Origin of the sequence: Sporosarcina luteola, from assembly GCF_023715245.1 — a bacterium.
GTDB lineage: Bacteria > Bacillota > Bacilli > Bacillales_A > Planococcaceae > Sporosarcina > Sporosarcina luteola_C.
In genome coordinates, this window is sequence record NZ_JAMBNV010000001.1 from 1,637,751 (window position 1) to 1,655,812 (window position 18,062).

The window sequence follows — 18,062 nt, forward strand, 5'->3', positions numbered from 1 at the left end:
TTATTCGCCTCCCATTTCACTACAGTTGCAATTAAGCCATATAAAAGTTCAATCGTAAAATTCCATATGTGGTTTATCTTTTTTATAATAGTTTAATCTGTCTTGTAAAGTACCAGTATAAAATTCAAACTTATGTCCATCTGGATCAGTAAAATAAATCGACTTCATATCCCTTTTATCTCTTAGACGACCGCTTAAAATATTTACGCCTAATCTTTCTAACTGGTTATATATATTTTCAAAGTCTGCCTCTTCTACTGAAAAAGCAACGTGAGTGTATGATTGGCTAATTTCCTTACGGGGAATATCTTTTTCCAAATTAAGAGCTAACCAAATACCGTTCAAATCAAAATAAGCAGCGCTCCTCCCTTTAACCAACAAATCAGCCCCAAAAACATCTTGGTAGAATTTTATCGACTCTTCCAAATCGGAAACTGAAAATAATAAATGATTTAATCCTTCTATAAACATCATTTTCACCCCGGAATAATTGTTTCTACAACGCTCGTTTGCTTAATTAAATATAACCACATATTATGCATGACACTTTTCATTATGGCTGGCCGGGTGATATAACTTCTCCAATTGTGTTCAAAGTACTTCTAACGAACTCAGCAAATTCCGCCTCTTCTTCAAAAAACGGATAATGGTTGCTATATAGAAAGAAAGTGAATCTGGCGTTCGGAAGGTATTCCGCAATTTGAACACCGAATTTATGCGGACATTGTGCATCATGTTTACCTGCATATATATAAGACGGCAAGTCAATTTTCTTCAAATTATCTCTGACGTCATATGTCTTGCAGTCCACTTTTCTGAAATACGTCAATCGATCCCCGACCGTCTTGCCGCTATTCGGTTTCTGAAGAGCCAACTCCATTTTCTTCTCAGAATGAAAAGACATCAAATTCCATTCACGGCCTAGAGCCCGTCTTTCCTCCAAAGACACATCCGGAGTATCAATTCAATTCATTATTTCCACAATCCGTTCAAAGTTCGGGTTTTCTTGACAATACATACTTCCTGGATCAGCACTGTACTCAATGCTTGCAGCAGCGCCCCTAGCGACAATCTTCGTTAAAGATTCTTCCCTCATTACAGCATACACAAGAGCTAACATGCCTCCTGTCGAATGTCCTGCAAATCCTCATTTCGTTAGTTGAATTGCTTCCCGGACTGCTTCTAAATCCAAAACGGATTCTTTCATGCTATATTGCTCTTCTGATTGCGCGCCTTCCGATTTCCCTGCTCCGCGTAAATTGATGAGGTAGACATGATAATGCTCCGTAAACGGATTTGCGAACGCATTTCCTCTTTCAGTGTATTCACTGTATAGATGAGTAACGGCTATCGGCTCTCCTTCTCCTTTTTCAAAAAACCTCGAAAGTCCCTCTCTCAGTATCAACAAAACGTTGTACCCACATATCAACGCCCCTATATTTCTATATTTTCTAACTATAGTTAATTATATCTCTATTATTATTGAAATGAAATAAAGAATAGACTAAGCGGTTTGCTTAGCCCTTCTTTAGTAAAGACGAGATTATTAAAGAAACTTAACGTTGAAGCAATATAAGATGACATACTGCACATACTTTATTTCAAATTGTTTTAGGAGGCTATTGTCAATAATGCGAAGGATCTCGATATTATGTCTACTTATATTAATTACATTTCCATATGGAACGGATGCTCACAAAAGTGAATTGGCTAATGAAATCTCTAGGCAAAATCAATCTAATGAAAAAGTTGTTGGGAAATTACCAGAAGCGAAGATCGCTTTATTTGCAAATGAAAGTGAAGGATATCTACAGAAATTTCGATTGGAAGTAAACGGAGTTACTCAACATTTCCCATTTTGGATTAATGTTTCTAATGAAGCATATTGGCCCCAACTTATTTATAAAGACATTAATCAAGACGGTGAAAATGAACTAATTGTCATTCTGACAAGGGGATATGGGACTGGGGTTGTCAATCAAGAAGTCCATGTTCTCCATAAAACTGAAACTAATTTCGGCAATGTTTACCGAGAAATCCTCGTTGATAACCCCATGGCCATCCTTTTAAAAAACGTAAAGACAGAATTAACTAAGTCGCACGCTCTGATTACGATTGGGCATCATAAGACAGAAATTGAAATTGACAAGTTAGGTATTGAACCAAGAAAATTTTTTTCTGACATCACTACAGCTAATTTATTGCGCTTTGAAGTCATTGAGAATAAATTAATGGCTATTATCGGTGCCCAGGTCTCCCCAGTGGGCGGATATATAGGAAGCTTCCATATTACGTATGAATATAAAAATGATCTGTATGAAGCAAAGAAAATTGAATTCATTCAGGATTCAAATGTATAGAGAAGGATGCCAGAAGGAGCACCCATTCTCACTGGCTATTATTTAAACAATCTGTTTGAAAATCCTCGATTTTCATTTGACCAAGGTCCCCTTCATTTCGCTTGCGAACGGATACCATTTGCTTTTCAACTTCCTGATCACCAACGATCATCATGTAGGGAATCTTCTGCTTCTCCGACTCCCTGATTTTCAATCCCATTTTTTCAGTGCGGCGATCCACTTTCACACGGCACCCTTTTGCAGCAAGCTGTATTTTAACTTCATTTGCATAGGAAACATGCTTATCGGCTATCGGAATGATTCTCACTTGTTCCGGTGAAAGCCATAACGGAAATTCTCCAGCATAATGTTCAACGAGAATAGCTAGGAATCTCTCGACTGAACCGAAAATCGCCCGATGGATTATAATCGGCAGTTCGAGTTCATTCTGCTCATTAATATACCGACAATTGAACTTCTCGGGCATTTGGAAATCCAATTGAACTGTGCCGCATTGCCAACTCCGTCCTAACGAGTCAAAAATGTGAAAATCAATTTTTGGTCCGTAGAACGCTCCATCCCCTTCGTTAATGCGATAGGCCATCCCCCGCTGTTTCAACACTTCTTCCAGCGATTGCTCCGCCTCGTTCCACAAGTCGACGGACCCCATATAATTCTCGGGCCTTGTCGATAATTCGACTTCATAACTGAAACCGAACTCCGAATAGATGTCGTCGATCAAATCCAATACACGATCGACTTCGTATTCAATTTGAGCATTACGAACGAATAGATGTGCATCGTCTTGTGTAAATGCACGGACGCGCAAAAGTCCATTCAATGATCCAGATAATTCATGACGATGTACCAAGCCTAATTCCGCATAACGGATCGGCAATTCCCGATAACTTCTTCGTTTATGATTAAAGATAAGCATCGCACCCGGACAATTCATCGGTTTCAACGCATAATGATGTTCATCCAGATCGGAAAAATACATATTTTCATGATAGTGATCCCAATGACCGGATTGCTCCCAAAGTTCTTGCTTCATCATGATTGGAGTTTTGATCTCCTCATATCCCGCCTCCTGATGCTTCCGTTTCCAAAGTTGCTCCAACTCATTTCGTACAATCATCCCTTTCGGCAAATAAAACGGCATACCTGGGGCTTCATCTGACGACATGAACAATTCAAGCTCCTGGCCTAATTTCCGATGATTCCTCTTTTCAATTTCCATTTGTACTGACATTGTAATTCCTCCTATTTTATATATAAAATGACCGCATTCCTCCCTAGTAAAGGGACGAATGCGGTCGTGGTACCACCCTGATTCCGACATGTTTAAAAAACACGGCGCTCAATTGATAACGGTCTCCCGATCATAGATTTCTGCAAAACGCAGTCCCCTACGATAGCTTAAAGGTGGTAAATCATCTATTCGCTACAGGACTTCCAGCCATGGTCCTGTTCTCTGGTAAAGCTTCCTAAATGATTCATGTCCTTCTCAACGCTTAGTATGAAAATAAAACGACCGCATTCATCCCCAGTAAAGGGACGAATGCGGTCGTGGTGCCACCCTGATTTCGCCATATTTAAAACATGTGCGCTTAATCGATAACGGTTTCCCGATCATAGTTTTCCGCTTGGCGCAGTCCTCTATGATAGCTCGAAGGTGGTAAATCATCTTATCCGCTACAGGACTTCCAGCCATGGTCCTGTTCTCTGGAAATGCTTCCGAAATGATTCATGTCCTTCTCAACGCTTGTTTATTGATAATTAATTTTATTGTATAATATGCAACCATTTCATCTATGTCAATAAGGAATGATCAATAACGCAGACCTCTTCCATTTTCAGCAATTGCATGGGCCAAGCGAATCGTTGCTACTGCCAACTCGGCATAGGACACTTCACGGTCAGGGTTGAACTGGTTTTTCTCTGCTTTTACTAAGCCCAACGAGTTTGCAATGGCTACATAACCCGTATTTGCGGATTGCACTTTATCGGCATCCGCAAAGCCAAGCTTATAGATGCTGTTATCTTTTGCAGCCTGCTCAAGTCCTAATACTCGAATCATCCAAACTGAAAGTTCTTCTCTTGTGACTGGTGCATCGACAGCGAAGTTCTTACCATCCACTTTAATGATACCCGCTTCGACTGCACGTTCAATCTCTTTATATAACGGATGTTTAGGGTCTATATTGTCAAACGTTTGGTTCATTTCTTCCTGCCCGTAGTAATAGCCGCCATAATAGAAATAAGTGAGTGAGTTCATGAGCACTTTTAATGCTTCCCCTTTTGAAATGGCAGCGTCCCCATTAAAGCTTTTCGCATCTTTAACGTCCAACACTTTGGCGTTAATGAGATAATTGAGCTCTTCTTCCGCCCATGGATGTGTTACGGTTATTGAATCTTTACCGTTCAGCAAGTTATTCCATTTTCCTGTATTGGCGTTCACATAACTAAAGGAGTCGTCGTTGAATACAGGTAAATAGACGAGGTCATAATGGTTTTCCTTCACATTTTTAGCATGTTTCATATACGTAAGCTTTAGGCTAAGCGCCTCTTCAAAAATTGTTTTTGCCTTTTTTTCGGAAATTACGTCTTTACTTGATGGCCAATTTTCGATTTCTTGATAATTGACGTTAAGGCTGTTTAAGGAACCGTCAGCCGCTATCCCTACACTGATCTGATCACCACTGACGACAATTCCATTCATGATTCTCGGGAAAGTGAAGTTATACGAACCCAACCTATCGTCGACATAAGGTTCTTCAATAGGCATTGCATAGTTATGCAGATAGGAAGGAACCCATTCTTTAAGAGATTTCACAGCCTGGCTAAGCGCCTTTTGTTGGCTAAGTTTATTTTCTTTTTTTGAATTCTCCCCGATTTCCATCAGAAGATGGTCTTTCATATTGTAGTAGTGAATAATTTCACCTGTGTTTTTATTAATTTCTAAACTTGATCCAGATCCACCATTTGCATATTGGTACATATATTGGACGTAAATGACTGGCACTCCATTATAATTCTCCATTTCTTGAATTGATTCAATCCTTAACTTTACTTTATCAGAATCAATGGCAAGAAACCTTTCGGCAATCTTTTTCGCGTCTTCTACCGTAATTCCATCCTGTTTTGCAGGAAGCGGCTTTTCTGTAATCTTTTCAATTTTCGTCTTCCCTGGCAAGTTCGATGCATAACCGTTTGCAGTCATCCACTTCCCTGTTGCCGCTTCAACACCCTGTATTTTTGCCGTTGGACGGTAGACGAGCTCTACAGTGCGGTCGCTCGTTTGGTAATCGTAGTTTATTTGATAATTCAATTCCACATAAAGATTTTCCTTCACTTTTTTCAGCATCTCATTTTTATCTTTAGTTTTTGTGACATCATCAAAAGTTGATGATGTCGCACTTTCACCAGGAAACATTTTGTAAAAATTTACGATTTCACCATTTCCTAATACAGAAACCTCCATTCTTTGGTCAGCAATGGATACCTGATTTTTTGTGCGTGCAAATGTAAAGGAATAGCGTATCGGTTCTGTTAAGATTTGTTGCGGATAATAATTGAATGTATCTGCTTCTAATTGATAGTCTTTTCCATCAAGAAACTTCTTCATAAAATCTTCTGCGATTTTCCTTGCTTCCTCTTTTGAAACTTTTGCTGGGAACAAAGCATCCTTCACGTTAGGAGGCTGATAGGAAAAGTATTCAAGATCCAAATCCTTCCCGACAAAACCTATATTCCCATACACTCTCTTCCCATCAATCATTTTAGTGAAATAAAGATCATGCCGCACAGTTTCATCCTCAGGATAAATATGCGAACTGTTCACTTGAAAATCGGCATTTGTTAAGTAACCAAACTGATTAGGGAACACCTTCCGGAATTTCTTAATCAATTCCTCTTTCGAGATAACAGTATTTGTGGCAGCAACTTGGATACGTACTTCTGGTTGTCCCTTCAAAGTAGTTGAAGCATCGGCAATTGAAGAAAACATTCCTAGAGACAAAACGGAAGAGGTTACAATCATACTTAGTTTTTTCATTTTCACTAAAAAATCCTCCTTAGTACAATTCTTTTTGTGTTAGAAAGCAATCTTTAGATTGTATGATTGAGGGTTAGAGAAAAGAACGTAGTGAATTCAGCAAGTTCTATATAAGCAATATCTTTTGATCAGTAAAAACTCATAAAGAAAAGGCGCCCGATTTATTCGGACGCCTTTGTTAAGCTTATTAGTTATTCTTCATTTTATCACGAAGAACCATTTGAAGGATTCCACCGTGACGGTAGTAGTCTACTTCTACGTCAGAGTCGAAACGTGCTAATACGTCGAATTCTTTGACGGAGCCGTCCTTTGCAGTTGCTGTCACTTTCAGGATATCGCGAGGTTTTACACCTTCCGCGATGTTCACGCTGATTTCTTCTTCGCCAGTAAGACCAAGTGTTTCAGCGCTTTCCCCTTTCATGAATTGAAGAGGAAGTACACCCATCATGACTAGGTTCGAACGGTGGATACGCTCGTAACTTTCCGCGATGACTGTTTTGATACCTAGTAGTGAAGTACCTTTTGCAGCCCAGTCACGTGAAGAGCCCATTCCGTAGTCTTTCCCAGCGAGAATGACAAGGCCTGTTCCGTCCTCCTGATAACGCATAGCTGCGTCATAGATCGGGCAGATTTCTTTTGTCGGCCAATACGTTGTGTAGCCGCCTTCCGTGCCTTTTGCAATTTGGTTACGGATACGGATATTCGCGAATGTACCGCGCATCATAACCTCATGGTTACCACGTCGGGAACCGTATGAGTTGAAGTAACGTGGTTCTACTCCATGTTCGCGCAAGTATTTTCCAGCTGGTGTATCTTTACCGATTGCACCTGCAGGAGAAATATGGTCCGTTGTGATTGAATCACCGAATTTACCGATGACACGAAGTCCAGAAAGAGCTTCGATATCAGCAGGCTCTTTTGAAAGTCCTTCGAAGAACGGCGGGTTTTGGATATATGTTGAGTTTTCATCAAAATCGTACAAGGAATCGTCAGTTGTTTCGATAGCATTCCAAGCTTCGTTTTCAGTGAATACACGAGCATATTCTTTACGGAACAATTCAGGTGTTACTGTCGCTTTAACGACTTCCTTCACTTCTTCCGTTGTTGGCCAGATATCTTTGAAGTAAACATCTGTGCCGTCTTTTGCTTTACCGATCGGATCTTTTTCAAAATCGATATCGACAGTACCAGCAAGTGCATAAGCGACAACAAGTGGCGGTGAAGCCAAGTAGTTCGCTTTTACGAGTGGGTGGATACGTCCTTCAAAGTTACGGTTACCGGATAGAACAGATGAAACTAACAGGTCGTTTTCCGTAATCGTTTTCTCGATTTCCGGAAGAAGTGGACCGGAGTTTCCGATACAAGTCGTACACCCGTAACCGACTGTGTTGAATCCGATTTGATCCAAGTAATTGGAAAGACCGGATTCTTCGAGGTAGCCTGTAACGACTTTTGAACCTGGCGCAAGTGATGTTTTCACGTATGCAGGAGGTGTAAGTCCTTTTTCGACAGCCTTCTTCGCAACAAGTCCAGCACCTAACATTACGTATGGATTGGAAGTGTTCGTACAAGAAGTGATCGCTGCAATTGCAAGGTCTCCTGTTGTCATGCCGACAGTACGGCCGTCTGCGAACTCGACTGTAGCTTTCTTTTCGAATTCCTTCGGAGTAAGACCGAAGCCTTGGTTCCCTTCAGGAGCAACAACAGAATCTTTGAACGAACGTTGTAATCCGGAAAGCGGAATCAAGTCTTGTGGACGTTTTGGTCCAGCAAGGTTCGCTTCGATTTTCGTAAGATCAATTTCAATTACTTCCGTATATGTCGGCTCTTCTTTATCAGGAGTGAAGAACATGTCGTTCTCTTCAAGATATTTTTGTACGACTTGAATATGCTCTTCATCACGGCCTGTCAAACGCATGTAATCAAGAGATTCTTCGTCAACTGGGAAGAAACCGCAAGTTGCGCCGTATTCAGGAGCCATGTTAGCAATTGTCGCACGGTCTGCAAGTGGCAATTTGGATACGCCTGGTCCGAAGAACTCGACGAATTTACCAACAACGCCATGTGCACGTAGTGTTTGAGTCACTTTAAGCGCAAGGTCAGTCGCAGTTGTGCCGTTCGGAAGTTCGCCAACCAATTTGACACCGATAACTTCAGGGATTGGGAAGTATGAAGGCTGTCCAAGCATTCCTGCTTCAGCTTCAATTCCACCAACACCCCATCCGAGAACTCCGATACCGTTGATCATTGTTGTGTGGGAGTCTGTTCCGACAAGTGTGTCCGGATACGTTTCAAATGTGCCATCTTCGTTTTCCACTTCATGGACAACCGCAGCAAGGTACTCTAGGTTCACTTGGTGAACGATACCTGTTGCAGGAGGCACTGCACGATAGTTATCGTATGCTTTTTGTGCCCAGCTCAAGAATTGATAACGTTCAGCGTTACGCTCGAACTCAAGTTCCATATTAAGGCGAAGTGCATCTGATGTGCCGTAGCGGTCAACTTGTACCGAGTGGTCGATAACAAGGTCAACCGGAATTTCAGGATTGATTTTGTTTGGATCTCCGCCCATTTCAGCCATAGCTGAACGCAGAGATGCTAGGTCAACGACAACTGGAACTCCAGTGAAGTCTTGTAGGATTACGCGGGAAGGTTTGAAAGGAACTTCTGCGTCCTTGTCTGCATCCTTGCCCCATTTTGCCAAGTTTTCAACGTGTTCGTCTTTGATCACATACCCGTCATGTTGGCGCAGGACGGACTCAAGTAGCACTTTTACTGAATAAGGTAGTCTGGAAATATTCGCAACGCCGGCATCTTCAAGTGCTTTAATATGGTAATAGTTATATGTTTTACCGTTCAACTCGAAAGATTTGCGGCTGTTGTGCAAATTACTTTTTGCCATTTGTGAATTCCTCCTTTATCTATTGAAAAGGTTTTGTGTAAGCGTTTCTCTACTCCATCATAGTACAGCTAAGTTCATAAGTAAAATACTTAAAAATTATAGTCTTTCATAAGAAAACCTGATGACCGTATGTATGAAGGCATAAAGAATCTGCTCACTGTCAAGTATATTCTGAAAAACTCGTTCGCGCAAAGTTTTGAATCTGTGTAATAGAAATCTACTGAGTTTTTATTATATATGTGGCATGATAGATAGGAAGATATGTAAAAGGGAGTGGGATTGTTGAAAAAAGCATTGTTAGTAATCGATTATACTTATGATTTCGTTGCAGAGGACGGAGCACTGTCATGCGGTCAGCCAGGCATTGACTTGGAAACGTACATTGTTGACCTGACAAAGGAGTTTTTGGTCGAGGGGAATCTTGTCATCATGCCCGTCGATCTTCACGAAGAAAATGACCCGTATCATCCCGAATCAAGAATGTTCCCTCCGCACAATATTAAAGGAACAGCGGGACGGAATCCATACGGTGCACTTCACGCTTTATATGAAGAGAATCAAGAACAGATTATCTGGATGGATAAAACGCGTTTTAGCGCTTTTGCAGGAACCGATCTCGAATTGCAGCTTCGAGCACGCGGAATAACAGAATTGCATCTTGTCGGTGTTTGCACGGACATATGCATTCTTCATACGTCGGTCGATGCCTATAATCGGGGTTTTGATATCGTTATCCATGAAAGAGGGGTTGCGAGCTTTGATCCTGCTGGCCATGAATGGGCACTACGACATTTTGAAAAGACACTCGGGGCCAAAGTAATCCGCTAATCTCAATGTTTTTTTAGTGATTCTCTTATGTAGATGTTTAATGTATGGGAAAAACGGATATCCAAATACTACATAAGCAATTATGAATTACTAAAAAGGAGATGGATTAAATGAGCTTTATTTGGTTTCTAATTATTGGTGGAATTATCGGTTGGCTCGCAGGACTTATTTTAGGAAAAGACATTCCAGGTGGAGTCATCGGTAATATCATTGCTGGTATCATCGGCGCTTGGATTGGCGGTATGTTGCTTGGATCATGGGGTCCTAAAGTTTCGGACTTCTATATCCTACCTGCATTGCTCGGTGCGATCATCCTCGTGTTTATTGTGAGCTTGATCATGAAATCGATGCGCAGAGCTACTTGAATGAAAAAATGAAAAGAGCGTCAAGAGATTTTTCTCTTGACGCTTTTTCATTTACTTTCCAATCTCTGGGTTTCAAATTCATTGAAGAACCATAAGACGTCTTCTACATATTTATCACTATGGTTGTAATGGAATACCGCCTTTTCAATCTCCCCATCGGCTGCCCCGCTTTTGGACAAATAATGTGCGGCGCTGAATATCGCATCTTCGATATCAAAAGGATCTGCACTTCCATCCCCGTTAGCATCAACTCCGTACCCGCCATACTTTTTAATGACAGCAGGATCGGTCTTGTCCTTATCGGGTATATTCCCTTTTCCAAGGCCTCCGCATCCTGGATATCCCCACCCTACGAATGTGCAAGGCATGAACTGCATATGACCTTCAGCTCCGGCTGGAGATAATAAAGGATCCATCGTTGAAAAGCGTGTTTCAATCCGATGATGGGCAGCGAGAAGCGTCCAAGGAATGCCGTACTCCGTTGCAGCCGCTTGATAGACCGGAATATACTCTTCCGGTATGACCAATGCGGTATGCCGATCTTGGAATTCCAGCAACGTGCTTGCAGATTTTTTTATGAGTTCGGGATTTTGGATACCTGTCCAAATAATAGCCGATATGGTGAAGGTGGTTACAGCAACAGGGATAAGTAAAACGATCATAAAAATTTTCGTTTTAATGGATAACCCCTTTTTCTTCTTCTTCACTGTACCACCCTTTTCATTTCATTCTCGTTACGATTTAGACTTTTCTTTAATGAGCGCTTTCATGTCATTCACAATTTCCTCGTAAGGAACTTCTTCCGCACCACTGTAAGTCTTTACAGACACTCCGTCTTTATTGACTAAGCTGAATGCCGTTCCATGGACAACTTGGTCTTCCCCTGGAGCTTTACTGACGAACGTCTTGAAAGATCCAATTGCCAAGTTTTCAATCGTTTCCTGGCTATATCCAGTCAACATTTCCCATTTGCTTTGATCGACAGGTTCGAATGCATCTACGTATTCCTGCAAAGCTTCAGGTGTATCATTTTTAGGGTCTATGCTGAAAGATACGATTTTATAATCTTCGACGCCTTCGTCATGCAGCATCTTCTGCAAATCTGTCATATTCGCCATCATTGGCAGACAGACAGTTTCACAGTTTGTGAAGACGAATTGGGCAATCCAGACAGTCCCCTTCAAATCGTCAAGAGATACTTGCTCATGATGTTGGTTCGTAAATTCAAACGGTTCAATCTTATATTTATGATCCGCCTTGAATCCACCCATTGAACATGCAATCATTACTAGCATAAGCATCGTAATGGACAATAAAAATATTTTTTTGCGCATATACAGACTCCTCCACTTTCAGTACTTACTTTATCATAGTGGATGCATACTTATCAAACAACCGCATGGGATCATCGTTCTTGTCCAATCTTTGACGTTTCCGTGAAGTTCATTTCACATTTAATGAAACAAGCGCAGGGTGCCTTTCGCTGGATTGAATTTAAAAAGGCCTCCAATGCGACCCGAAATGGAGGAAAGGATACTTTGTCCGTGTATTTTTTTGAAAAAGCTCTTATAATGGAGAATAGAATGGAAGAGGTGAAGACAGTTGCAAGATTTTTTTATGTGGTTCATCATTTTTTGGTGTGTCGTCCTGATTGGACTTTTTGGAATCGGTGGCTTTTTCATGTTCCGCAAATTCCTGAAAGTGTTTCCGAAGGCGGATGGTAAATCGACGCTTGATTGGGAAGAGCATTATGTGAATGAATCCCTTCATCTCTGGAATGAGGAAGCGAAAGATTTATTGAATGAACTCGTAAGCCCCGTTCCAGAATTATTCCGTGACGTCGCTAAACAGAAAATCGGCTCTAAAATCGGCCAAATTGCGTTGGAAGACCGTGCAAAGGCGGTAAGCTTCGATCATATTATCCGCGGCTACATTCTCGCCACTCCAAAACGCGATCATAAATTTTTACGCAGGAAATTGGATTCGATGGAAATCGATATCACTCCATACGAGCATTTATTTGATTAACAAAAGCAGAGTCACCGGAGTCTAGACGCGATACAAAAAACCTCCCTTACACTTGGGAGGTTTTTTCAATGGTGTTTTTTAGTTTGTAATATTTCACTAGCATCCCGATGCGCCAAGGAACAATCATGCCGAATGCCAATATCCAGAACATGCCGCCAAGCTCCCCGACGTCGATGGTGCTGCTTAAAATCAATTTCGCGACAAAACGTACAATTAAAAGCCCGAATAGGATGAACAGGAACGCTCTGGATTTTTTGACGTAAAGCTTTTCATCCTTTTCCTCAAAATTTGTCGTCTTAATCAACACAATCGAAAATAGCATTCCAACAAAGACCGATTCCAGAACTTGTGTCAAAGGCACCCTGAATTCTTCAAATAAAAACATAAGAGCCCCTGTCGACATGAACAGTGGCGGCAAGATGATCCGTTTCGGTGAAATCGGTCTTTTCGCCGCCTTTGTCCGGACGATGAACGCCATAGTTCCCATAAAGAGAAACAATAGCGTTGACCCGACAATCAAGTAGACGGATGGTATTTCATTGAAAATGAAATCAACGATTCTCTCAAGCTCAAGCATGGTCCTCCCCCCACTCCACCAACTCGTCCAAACGGTACTTCAACTGTTCCATCTGTACGAATCTGGCAAACCTGGCTGTTTCCTTGCCCCGATGGAACAGAAGGACAACCGGGGCGGTGAATAAGGCGAGCTGGCCTGCCATTTCAGGAACTTGTGCAGCATTCACTCTATAAAAAGGGAATGGATATTCCTCTTCCAGTTCGGCCACTTGCGGATATAGTCCTTCACAGACGGAGCAATGATCCGTTTTGACAAACAATAATAGCCGCGGCTCACTTACCGTGATGTCCAGCCATTGTTCAAAAGATCCGATCTCGTTCATCGGCAGTTCCTCCACTTCAAAAATCAATTACGCCTCCAAGCAAGATGCTCGGAGGCTATTATTGTTAAAAACCTTGGAAATCGCCGAATATCGGGCTTAGTAAGCTTGTTAGGAAAACAATGCCGTCAAAGAACAGCAATAGTCCGAAGGCAATCATAATATAACCGCCGACTTTCATTATTAAGTTGCTGTTTCTTCGGATCCAGCCAAGGCGTGTAATGAAGAACGACAAGACGAAAAACGGAATCGCAAAACCGAGTACATACATCATCATGTATAGCATACTGGAACCAGGATTTGCTGCCGCCAGTCCGATTATGGCTCCGATGATAGGTCCCATGCACGGTTGCCATCCCGCAGAAAAGGCGAGTCCGATCAATGCTGTCCCCAAATAACCGGCAGGACGGTTTTTGAATTGCAGCCGATGTTCTTTCATTAAAAACTTCGGTGTAAACAATCCAATGACCATGAGTCCGAATAAGACGATGAAAATGGCACCGATTTGTCTAAGCAGATCTTTATACTGGATGAAGAAAGTGCCGACAAATGATGTACTGAACCCTAAAAAGACGAAAACTACCGAAAATCCGAGTAAAAAGAAAATCGTATGGAGTATGCCGTTGCGGTTCATCCTTTTCGAATCCGCTTTCAAATCGTCGATCGACATGCCGGTAATATAAGATATGAATGCCGGATACAATGGCAGGACACAAGGCGAAATAAAACTGAGAAAACCCGCGCCGAATGCTAGGAATATATTTAAATCAGTTGCCATCATTCTCTCCCCTTCATTTTTCTTCTCCCATCGTATCAAATCTGAAGCCGAAATTCGCTTATTTTAACTGTGAATACTTTATGACATCGTAGAAAAGCGCAGGGCGCCCGGAGCTGGACATTTAAAGATAGCTGAGTCAAAGGTCCTGAAATGACCATATATATTGGGAAATGATCAATAAGTTTTGAATGGTACAGCTAGACACAGAAAAAACGGCTTGCATCGCATTGTGTTATTAATGCAAGCAAGCCGGTTCATCTATCACTTATATTGCGTCATCCATAATTCCATTTTGAAGCTGATACATCATATAATACAATCCTTTTTGCGTCAGCAATTGCTGGTGGTTTCCGCGTTCGACAATCTCACCTTGGTGGAGGACGAGGATCAGTTCGGCATCCTGGATTGTGCTCAACCGATGGGCGATGGCAATTGTGGTCCGGCCCTTCCGCATTTTTTCCAGGCTTGCTTGGATGGCGACTTCCGTTTCCGTATCGATATTAGCAGTCGCTTCATCCAACACAAGGATTTTCGGATTTGTCGCGATTGTCCGTGCGAACGCGACAAGTTGGCGCTGTCCGCTTGAGAACGTCGATCCCCGCTCCGTCACTTTCTGTGAATATTTATCCGGCAGCTTTTCAATAAATTCATTCGCCTGGACGAATTCGGCTGCGGCACGTACTTCCTCCGAGGACATCCCTTCATTATGAAGGCGTATATTGCTTTCGATATCCCCATAGAACAGGAATGGATCCTGTAGGACTAGCCCAATCTTCTTCCTCAGTTCCGCTTTTGGCAAGTCCTTCAAGGAAACACCGTCAATGAGGATTTCTCCTTGGCCATACTCATAGAACCTCATGAGCAGATTGATGATGGAGCTCTTTCCGCTTCCCGTATGGCCGACCAACGCAACGGTTTCGCCGGCATTCGCAGTGAAAGAGATATTTTTCAATACATCGTTCTTGCCGTCGTAAGAAAACGTCACATTCCTGAATTCGATCGTTCCTTCTTGGATTTCCTTATGCTCGGTTTCCTGTTGCGCAGGCTCCATGTCAGGATCATCCATTAATTTAAATACACGTGAGGCCGAAACGAGCGCCTGTTGGAAAATGGACATCCGCTGCATCACTTGTTGGACCGGTTGGAATAAACGGCCGATCAGCGTTGTGAACGCATAGATGATCCCTACTTCGACAGCACTATCCAATGACATGAATCCGAAATAGCCAAGGACGCAAACGATTGCGAATGCATATAGCAAGTCGATGAATGGTCCTAACAGCACACTATCGAATTTAATGTTCCGCATGCCTGCACGATAGTGTCCCTCGTTGATATCATCGAACTCCTTAGACAAACGTTCCTCTTGCCGGAAAGCCTGGATCATGCCCATGCCTGATAATGATTCGGCAATCTTGGCATTCAATTGGCTCAGTCTCTCCCGGATATCCTGATAGAAATCCGCACTGTATCGTCGGTAAACGATGATGATCGCCAAGAATAACGGCAAAAGCACCATGGAAGCAAACGATAGTTTCACATCTAGTGAAAAGAGAGCGATATAGACACCGATAATGACGAAAATTGCTTGCAGGAACGTGACAACAACACTGACAAACATCTCTTTGATTGATTCCGTGTCGTTCGTCACTCGTGACACGATGCTTCCTGCGGGTGTCCTGTCAAAGTAACGCATACCTAGCCCTTGGACTTTCGAGAACACATCGATCCTCATTTGTTGAATGACCTTTAAGGCGATGTCCTGAAAACGGAGCGACTGAAAATAGGACACGACGACAATGAATATTTGCAACCCGATGTAGACGAGCGCAAGTGTCATCACTTCATTCTTCGGGAAGTTGAGCGGCGTCAAATAATTATCGATGAATGATTGGATGATGAGTGGGCCGATAATGCTTCCTGCTATTGTTAAAACAAGGAAGAATAATGCGATTGAGATGCTTACTTTATGTGGAATTGCATAGCGCATCAACCGCTTGAACACTTTCCATTGATCCTTCGCTGTCAATTTAGGCTGTTTTTCCAACTGCATCACTCTTCCCCTCCTTGCTCGACAAGTACTTCCAATTGCTGCAAGTCGTACATTTCCTTATATCTTCCGTCCAATGCAATCAATTCTTCATGTGTGCCCGCCTCGACAATCGTACCTTCATGCATGACGATTATTTTATGGGCATGCTGGATGGCACTTAATCGGTGGGACGTAATGACTGTCGTCTCGCCTGTGCGTGTCCGCTTCAGTGACTCGAGGATCGCTTCTTCGGTTTTTGCGTCAACCGCTGACAGCGAATCATCCAAAATGAGCAATTCGGGTTGCATGATTAGTGCGCGTGCAATGGATACTCGTTGCTTCTGGCCTCCGGACAAGGAAACCCCACGTTCCCCAACGACTGTTTCATAGCCTTCTGCGAATCCTTCAATATCATCGTGGATATGAGCTAGCCTTGCTGCTTCATAAATCTTTTCCCGATCAATTTTCGGATTTGTGAACGCGATATTTTCCGCAATCGTCGTTGAGAATAGGAAATGATCCTGTGGCACGTAGCCGATTGACTCGCGTAAACGCTGTTGTTTGTATTGATTGATCGGGTGGCCGCCATATACGATGCTTCCTTTATACCCTTCAAATTCTCTCAACAATAATTTCAGGATTGCCGTTTTTCCGGAGCCGGTCTTTCCGACAATGCCTAGCGTCTCTCCGCGCTTCAAAGTGAAATGGACGTTATGGAGTGCCGCGCTTTCATCGTCTGGAAATTTGAATTCATCGACGTCGAAGTGAAGATCCCCTTCCGGCCGGCGATCGATGGCTCCTGTGACGTCCTTAATATCCGGATTGATGGACAATAGTTCCGTAATACGGCTGTACGAAGCATTTCCGCGTTCCACAATATTGAATAGAAACCCGAAAGCGAGCATTGGCCATACAAGCAGTCCCAGGTATGTACTGAACGCGACCATATCACCGATGGACATATCCCCTGAGATGATGAATTTTGTTCCGAAGTAGAAAGATAGGATGTAAGATACCGCAAATATGCCTGTGATGGTAGGATCGAATAGTGCATCGACTTTTGCCACTCTCATATTTTTCGCGACTACATCCGTTGAAAGATCCGTAAAATCTTCAATATCTTCCTTTTCCTGACCGAATGTTTTGATTACTTTTATGCCAGAAATGCTTTCTTGCGTCTTATCATTTAGATTGGAGAATGCCTCTTGTGCAAAGCGGAAACGCTTGCGCAGCAATCTACCGTAATAGCTTGTCAGGAAAATCATGAATGGAAACGGAATTAGTGCAATGACTGTCAATTTCCAGTTGATGGTCAATGCCATTGTCAAGATGACGAAACCGCCCGTGGAAATGGAGTCGACAAGCGTCAAAATTCCCATTCCTGCCGTCTGTTGAACGGCGTTGATGTCATTCGTCGCATGGGCCATCAAGTCCCCAACCCTTCTTTTTTGATAAAAGGAAGGTGACATTCTTGTAAAATGATTGAATAATTTCTCCCGCATCGTTCGCGATAAAAGAACCGCAGAGCCGAAGATCATCACGCGCCAGTAATAACGGGACACGTACATGAGAATTCCCGCGATTGCTAAGATGATGAGCCATTTCGTCAGCTCGGAAGCTGTCAATGTGGCTTCCGTAATATCATCGACAATCAAGCCGATGATTTTTGGAGGAAGCAATTGCAATAAGGAAACGAACACGAGCGCTGCGACGCCAAGTCCATATTGTTTCTTCCGTTGTTTGAAAAACCAGCCAAGCTGCAGTAAAACTTTCAAAGTAATCCCCCTTTTTCTCTATCTTTGAATAGTCTATCAAAAGTCCGAACAATAGAAAAGGT

General features: G+C 42.4%; 15 protein-coding genes and 1 pseudogene. 4 read left to right on the forward strand and 12 right to left on the reverse strand.

Features of this window, described 5'->3' with window-relative positions; all coding sequences use genetic code 11:
- Positions 1-48: 48 nt before the first annotated feature.
- Positions 49-471 carry a FosM family fosfomycin resistance protein gene (fosM, locus tag M3152_RS07795; RefSeq protein ID WP_251694594.1) on the reverse strand — a complete coding sequence of 141 codons (423 nt, stop codon included), beginning with the start codon at positions 469-471 and terminating at the stop codon, positions 49-51.
- A gap of 82 nt (positions 472-553) precedes the next feature.
- A pseudogene (locus M3152_RS07800) lies at positions 554-1,424 on the reverse strand (alpha/beta fold hydrolase).
- A gap of 282 nt (positions 1,425-1,706) precedes the next feature.
- On the opposite strand from M3152_RS07800, the gene M3152_RS07805 reads away from it, so the two are divergent.
- Complete coding sequence (locus tag M3152_RS07805) at positions 1,707-2,360, forward strand: hypothetical protein (protein ID WP_251694595.1); 654 nt, start codon at positions 1,707-1,709, stop codon at positions 2,358-2,360.
- A gap of 28 nt (positions 2,361-2,388) precedes the next feature.
- Here M3152_RS07805 and thrS read toward each other — a convergent pair whose 3' ends face one another.
- The 3 genes from thrS to acnA all read right to left on the reverse strand — a co-directional run bounded on the left by thrS (position 2,389) and on the right by acnA (position 9,298).
- The gene (gene thrS, locus M3152_RS07810; RefSeq protein WP_251694596.1) at positions 2,389-3,591 is read right to left on the reverse strand and encodes a threonine--tRNA ligase; all 1,203 of its coding nucleotides are present in this window, start codon (positions 3,589-3,591) and stop codon (positions 2,389-2,391) included.
- Positions 3,592-4,170: 579 nt separating this feature from the next.
- Positions 4,171-6,396, reverse strand: coding sequence for an S-layer homology domain-containing protein (locus M3152_RS07815; protein WP_251695281.1), 2,226 nt, complete (start codon positions 6,394-6,396; stop codon positions 4,171-4,173).
- A 187-nt stretch (positions 6,397-6,583) separates the two neighbouring features.
- On the reverse strand, positions 6,584-9,298 hold the full coding sequence (gene acnA / locus M3152_RS07820) for an aconitate hydratase AcnA (RefSeq protein ID WP_251694597.1): 2,715 nt from the start codon (positions 9,296-9,298) through the stop codon (positions 6,584-6,586).
- A 282-nt stretch (positions 9,299-9,580) separates the two neighbouring features.
- Between acnA and M3152_RS07825 the strand changes: the two genes are divergently transcribed.
- Positions 9,581-10,126 carry a cysteine hydrolase family protein gene (locus tag M3152_RS07825; protein ID WP_251694598.1) on the forward strand — a complete coding sequence of 182 codons (546 nt, stop codon included), beginning with the start codon at positions 9,581-9,583 and terminating at the stop codon, positions 10,124-10,126.
- A 110-nt stretch (positions 10,127-10,236) separates the two neighbouring features.
- Entirely contained in the window at positions 10,237-10,491 is a 255-nt protein-coding gene (locus tag M3152_RS07830) for a GlsB/YeaQ/YmgE family stress response membrane protein (RefSeq protein WP_251624282.1), read from the forward strand.
- A 47-nt stretch (positions 10,492-10,538) separates the two neighbouring features.
- Here the strand turns inward: M3152_RS07830 and M3152_RS07835 are convergent, their stop codons facing one another.
- On the reverse strand, positions 10,539-11,198 hold the full coding sequence (locus M3152_RS07835) for a lytic transglycosylase domain-containing protein (protein WP_251694599.1): 660 nt from the start codon (positions 11,196-11,198) through the stop codon (positions 10,539-10,541).
- Between the two features lie 27 nt (positions 11,199-11,225).
- Positions 11,226-11,825 (reverse strand): SCO family protein, encoded by a 600-nt coding sequence (locus M3152_RS07840; RefSeq protein ID WP_251694600.1) that lies wholly within the window; start codon positions 11,823-11,825, stop codon positions 11,226-11,228.
- Positions 11,826-12,108: 283 nt separating this feature from the next.
- Between M3152_RS07840 and M3152_RS07845 the strand changes: the two genes are divergently transcribed.
- The gene (locus M3152_RS07845) at positions 12,109-12,519 is read left to right on the forward strand and encodes a DUF2621 domain-containing protein (RefSeq protein ID WP_251695282.1); all 411 of its coding nucleotides are present in this window, start codon (positions 12,109-12,111) and stop codon (positions 12,517-12,519) included.
- 46 nt (positions 12,520-12,565) lie between these two features.
- Here the strand turns inward: M3152_RS07845 and M3152_RS07850 are convergent, their stop codons facing one another.
- The 5 genes from M3152_RS07850 to M3152_RS07870 form a co-directional block, all read right to left on the reverse strand.
- Complete coding sequence (locus M3152_RS07850; protein ID WP_251695283.1) at positions 12,566-13,066, reverse strand: CcdC family protein; 501 nt, start codon at positions 13,064-13,066, stop codon at positions 12,566-12,568.
- 22 nt (positions 13,067-13,088) lie between these two features.
- Positions 13,089-13,445, reverse strand: a complete 357-nt coding sequence (locus tag M3152_RS07855; RefSeq protein WP_410055843.1) for a thioredoxin family protein — start codon at positions 13,443-13,445, stop codon at positions 13,089-13,091.
- A gap of 37 nt (positions 13,446-13,482) precedes the next feature.
- Positions 13,483-14,193, reverse strand: a complete 711-nt coding sequence (locus M3152_RS07860; protein ID WP_251694601.1) for a cytochrome c biogenesis CcdA family protein — start codon at positions 14,191-14,193, stop codon at positions 13,483-13,485.
- A gap of 265 nt (positions 14,194-14,458) precedes the next feature.
- Positions 14,459-16,246, reverse strand: a complete 1,788-nt coding sequence (locus M3152_RS07865; RefSeq protein ID WP_251695285.1) for an ABC transporter ATP-binding protein — start codon at positions 16,244-16,246, stop codon at positions 14,459-14,461.
- Positions 16,246-18,000, reverse strand: a complete 1,755-nt coding sequence (locus M3152_RS07870) for an ABC transporter ATP-binding protein (RefSeq protein ID WP_251694602.1) — start codon at positions 17,998-18,000, stop codon at positions 16,246-16,248. The genes M3152_RS07865 and M3152_RS07870 overlap by 1 nt, the downstream gene beginning before the upstream one ends.
- Positions 18,001-18,062 lie beyond the last annotated feature (62 nt).

Excerpts from the sequence above, each read along its gene's own strand:
- fosM (WP_251694594.1), bottom strand. The coding sequence starts at position 471 with ATGTTTATAGAAGGATTAAATCATTTATTATTTTCAGTTTCCGATTTG.
- thrS (WP_251694596.1), bottom strand. The coding sequence starts at position 3,591 with ATGTCAGTACAAATGGAAATTGAAAAGAGGAATCATCGGAAATTAGGC.
- M3152_RS07815 (WP_251695281.1), bottom strand. The coding sequence starts at position 6,396 with ATGAAAAAACTAAGTATGATTGTAACCTCTTCCGTTTTGTCTCTAGGA.
- acnA (WP_251694597.1), bottom strand. The coding sequence starts at position 9,298 with ATGGCAAAAAGTAATTTGCACAACAGCCGCAAATCTTTCGAGTTGAAC.
- M3152_RS07830 (WP_251624282.1), top strand. The coding sequence starts at position 10,237 with ATGAGCTTTATTTGGTTTCTAATTATTGGTGGAATTATCGGTTGGCTC.
- M3152_RS07840 (WP_251694600.1), bottom strand. The coding sequence starts at position 11,825 with ATGCGCAAAAAAATATTTTTATTGTCCATTACGATGCTTATGCTAGTA.
- M3152_RS07845 (WP_251695282.1), top strand. The coding sequence starts at position 12,109 with ATGTGGTTCATCATTTTTTGGTGTGTCGTCCTGATTGGACTTTTTGGA.
- M3152_RS07860 (WP_251694601.1), bottom strand. The coding sequence starts at position 14,193 with ATGGCAACTGATTTAAATATATTCCTAGCATTCGGCGCGGGTTTTCTC.
- M3152_RS07865 (WP_251695285.1), bottom strand. The coding sequence starts at position 16,246 with ATGCAGTTGGAAAAACAGCCTAAATTGACAGCGAAGGATCAATGGAAA.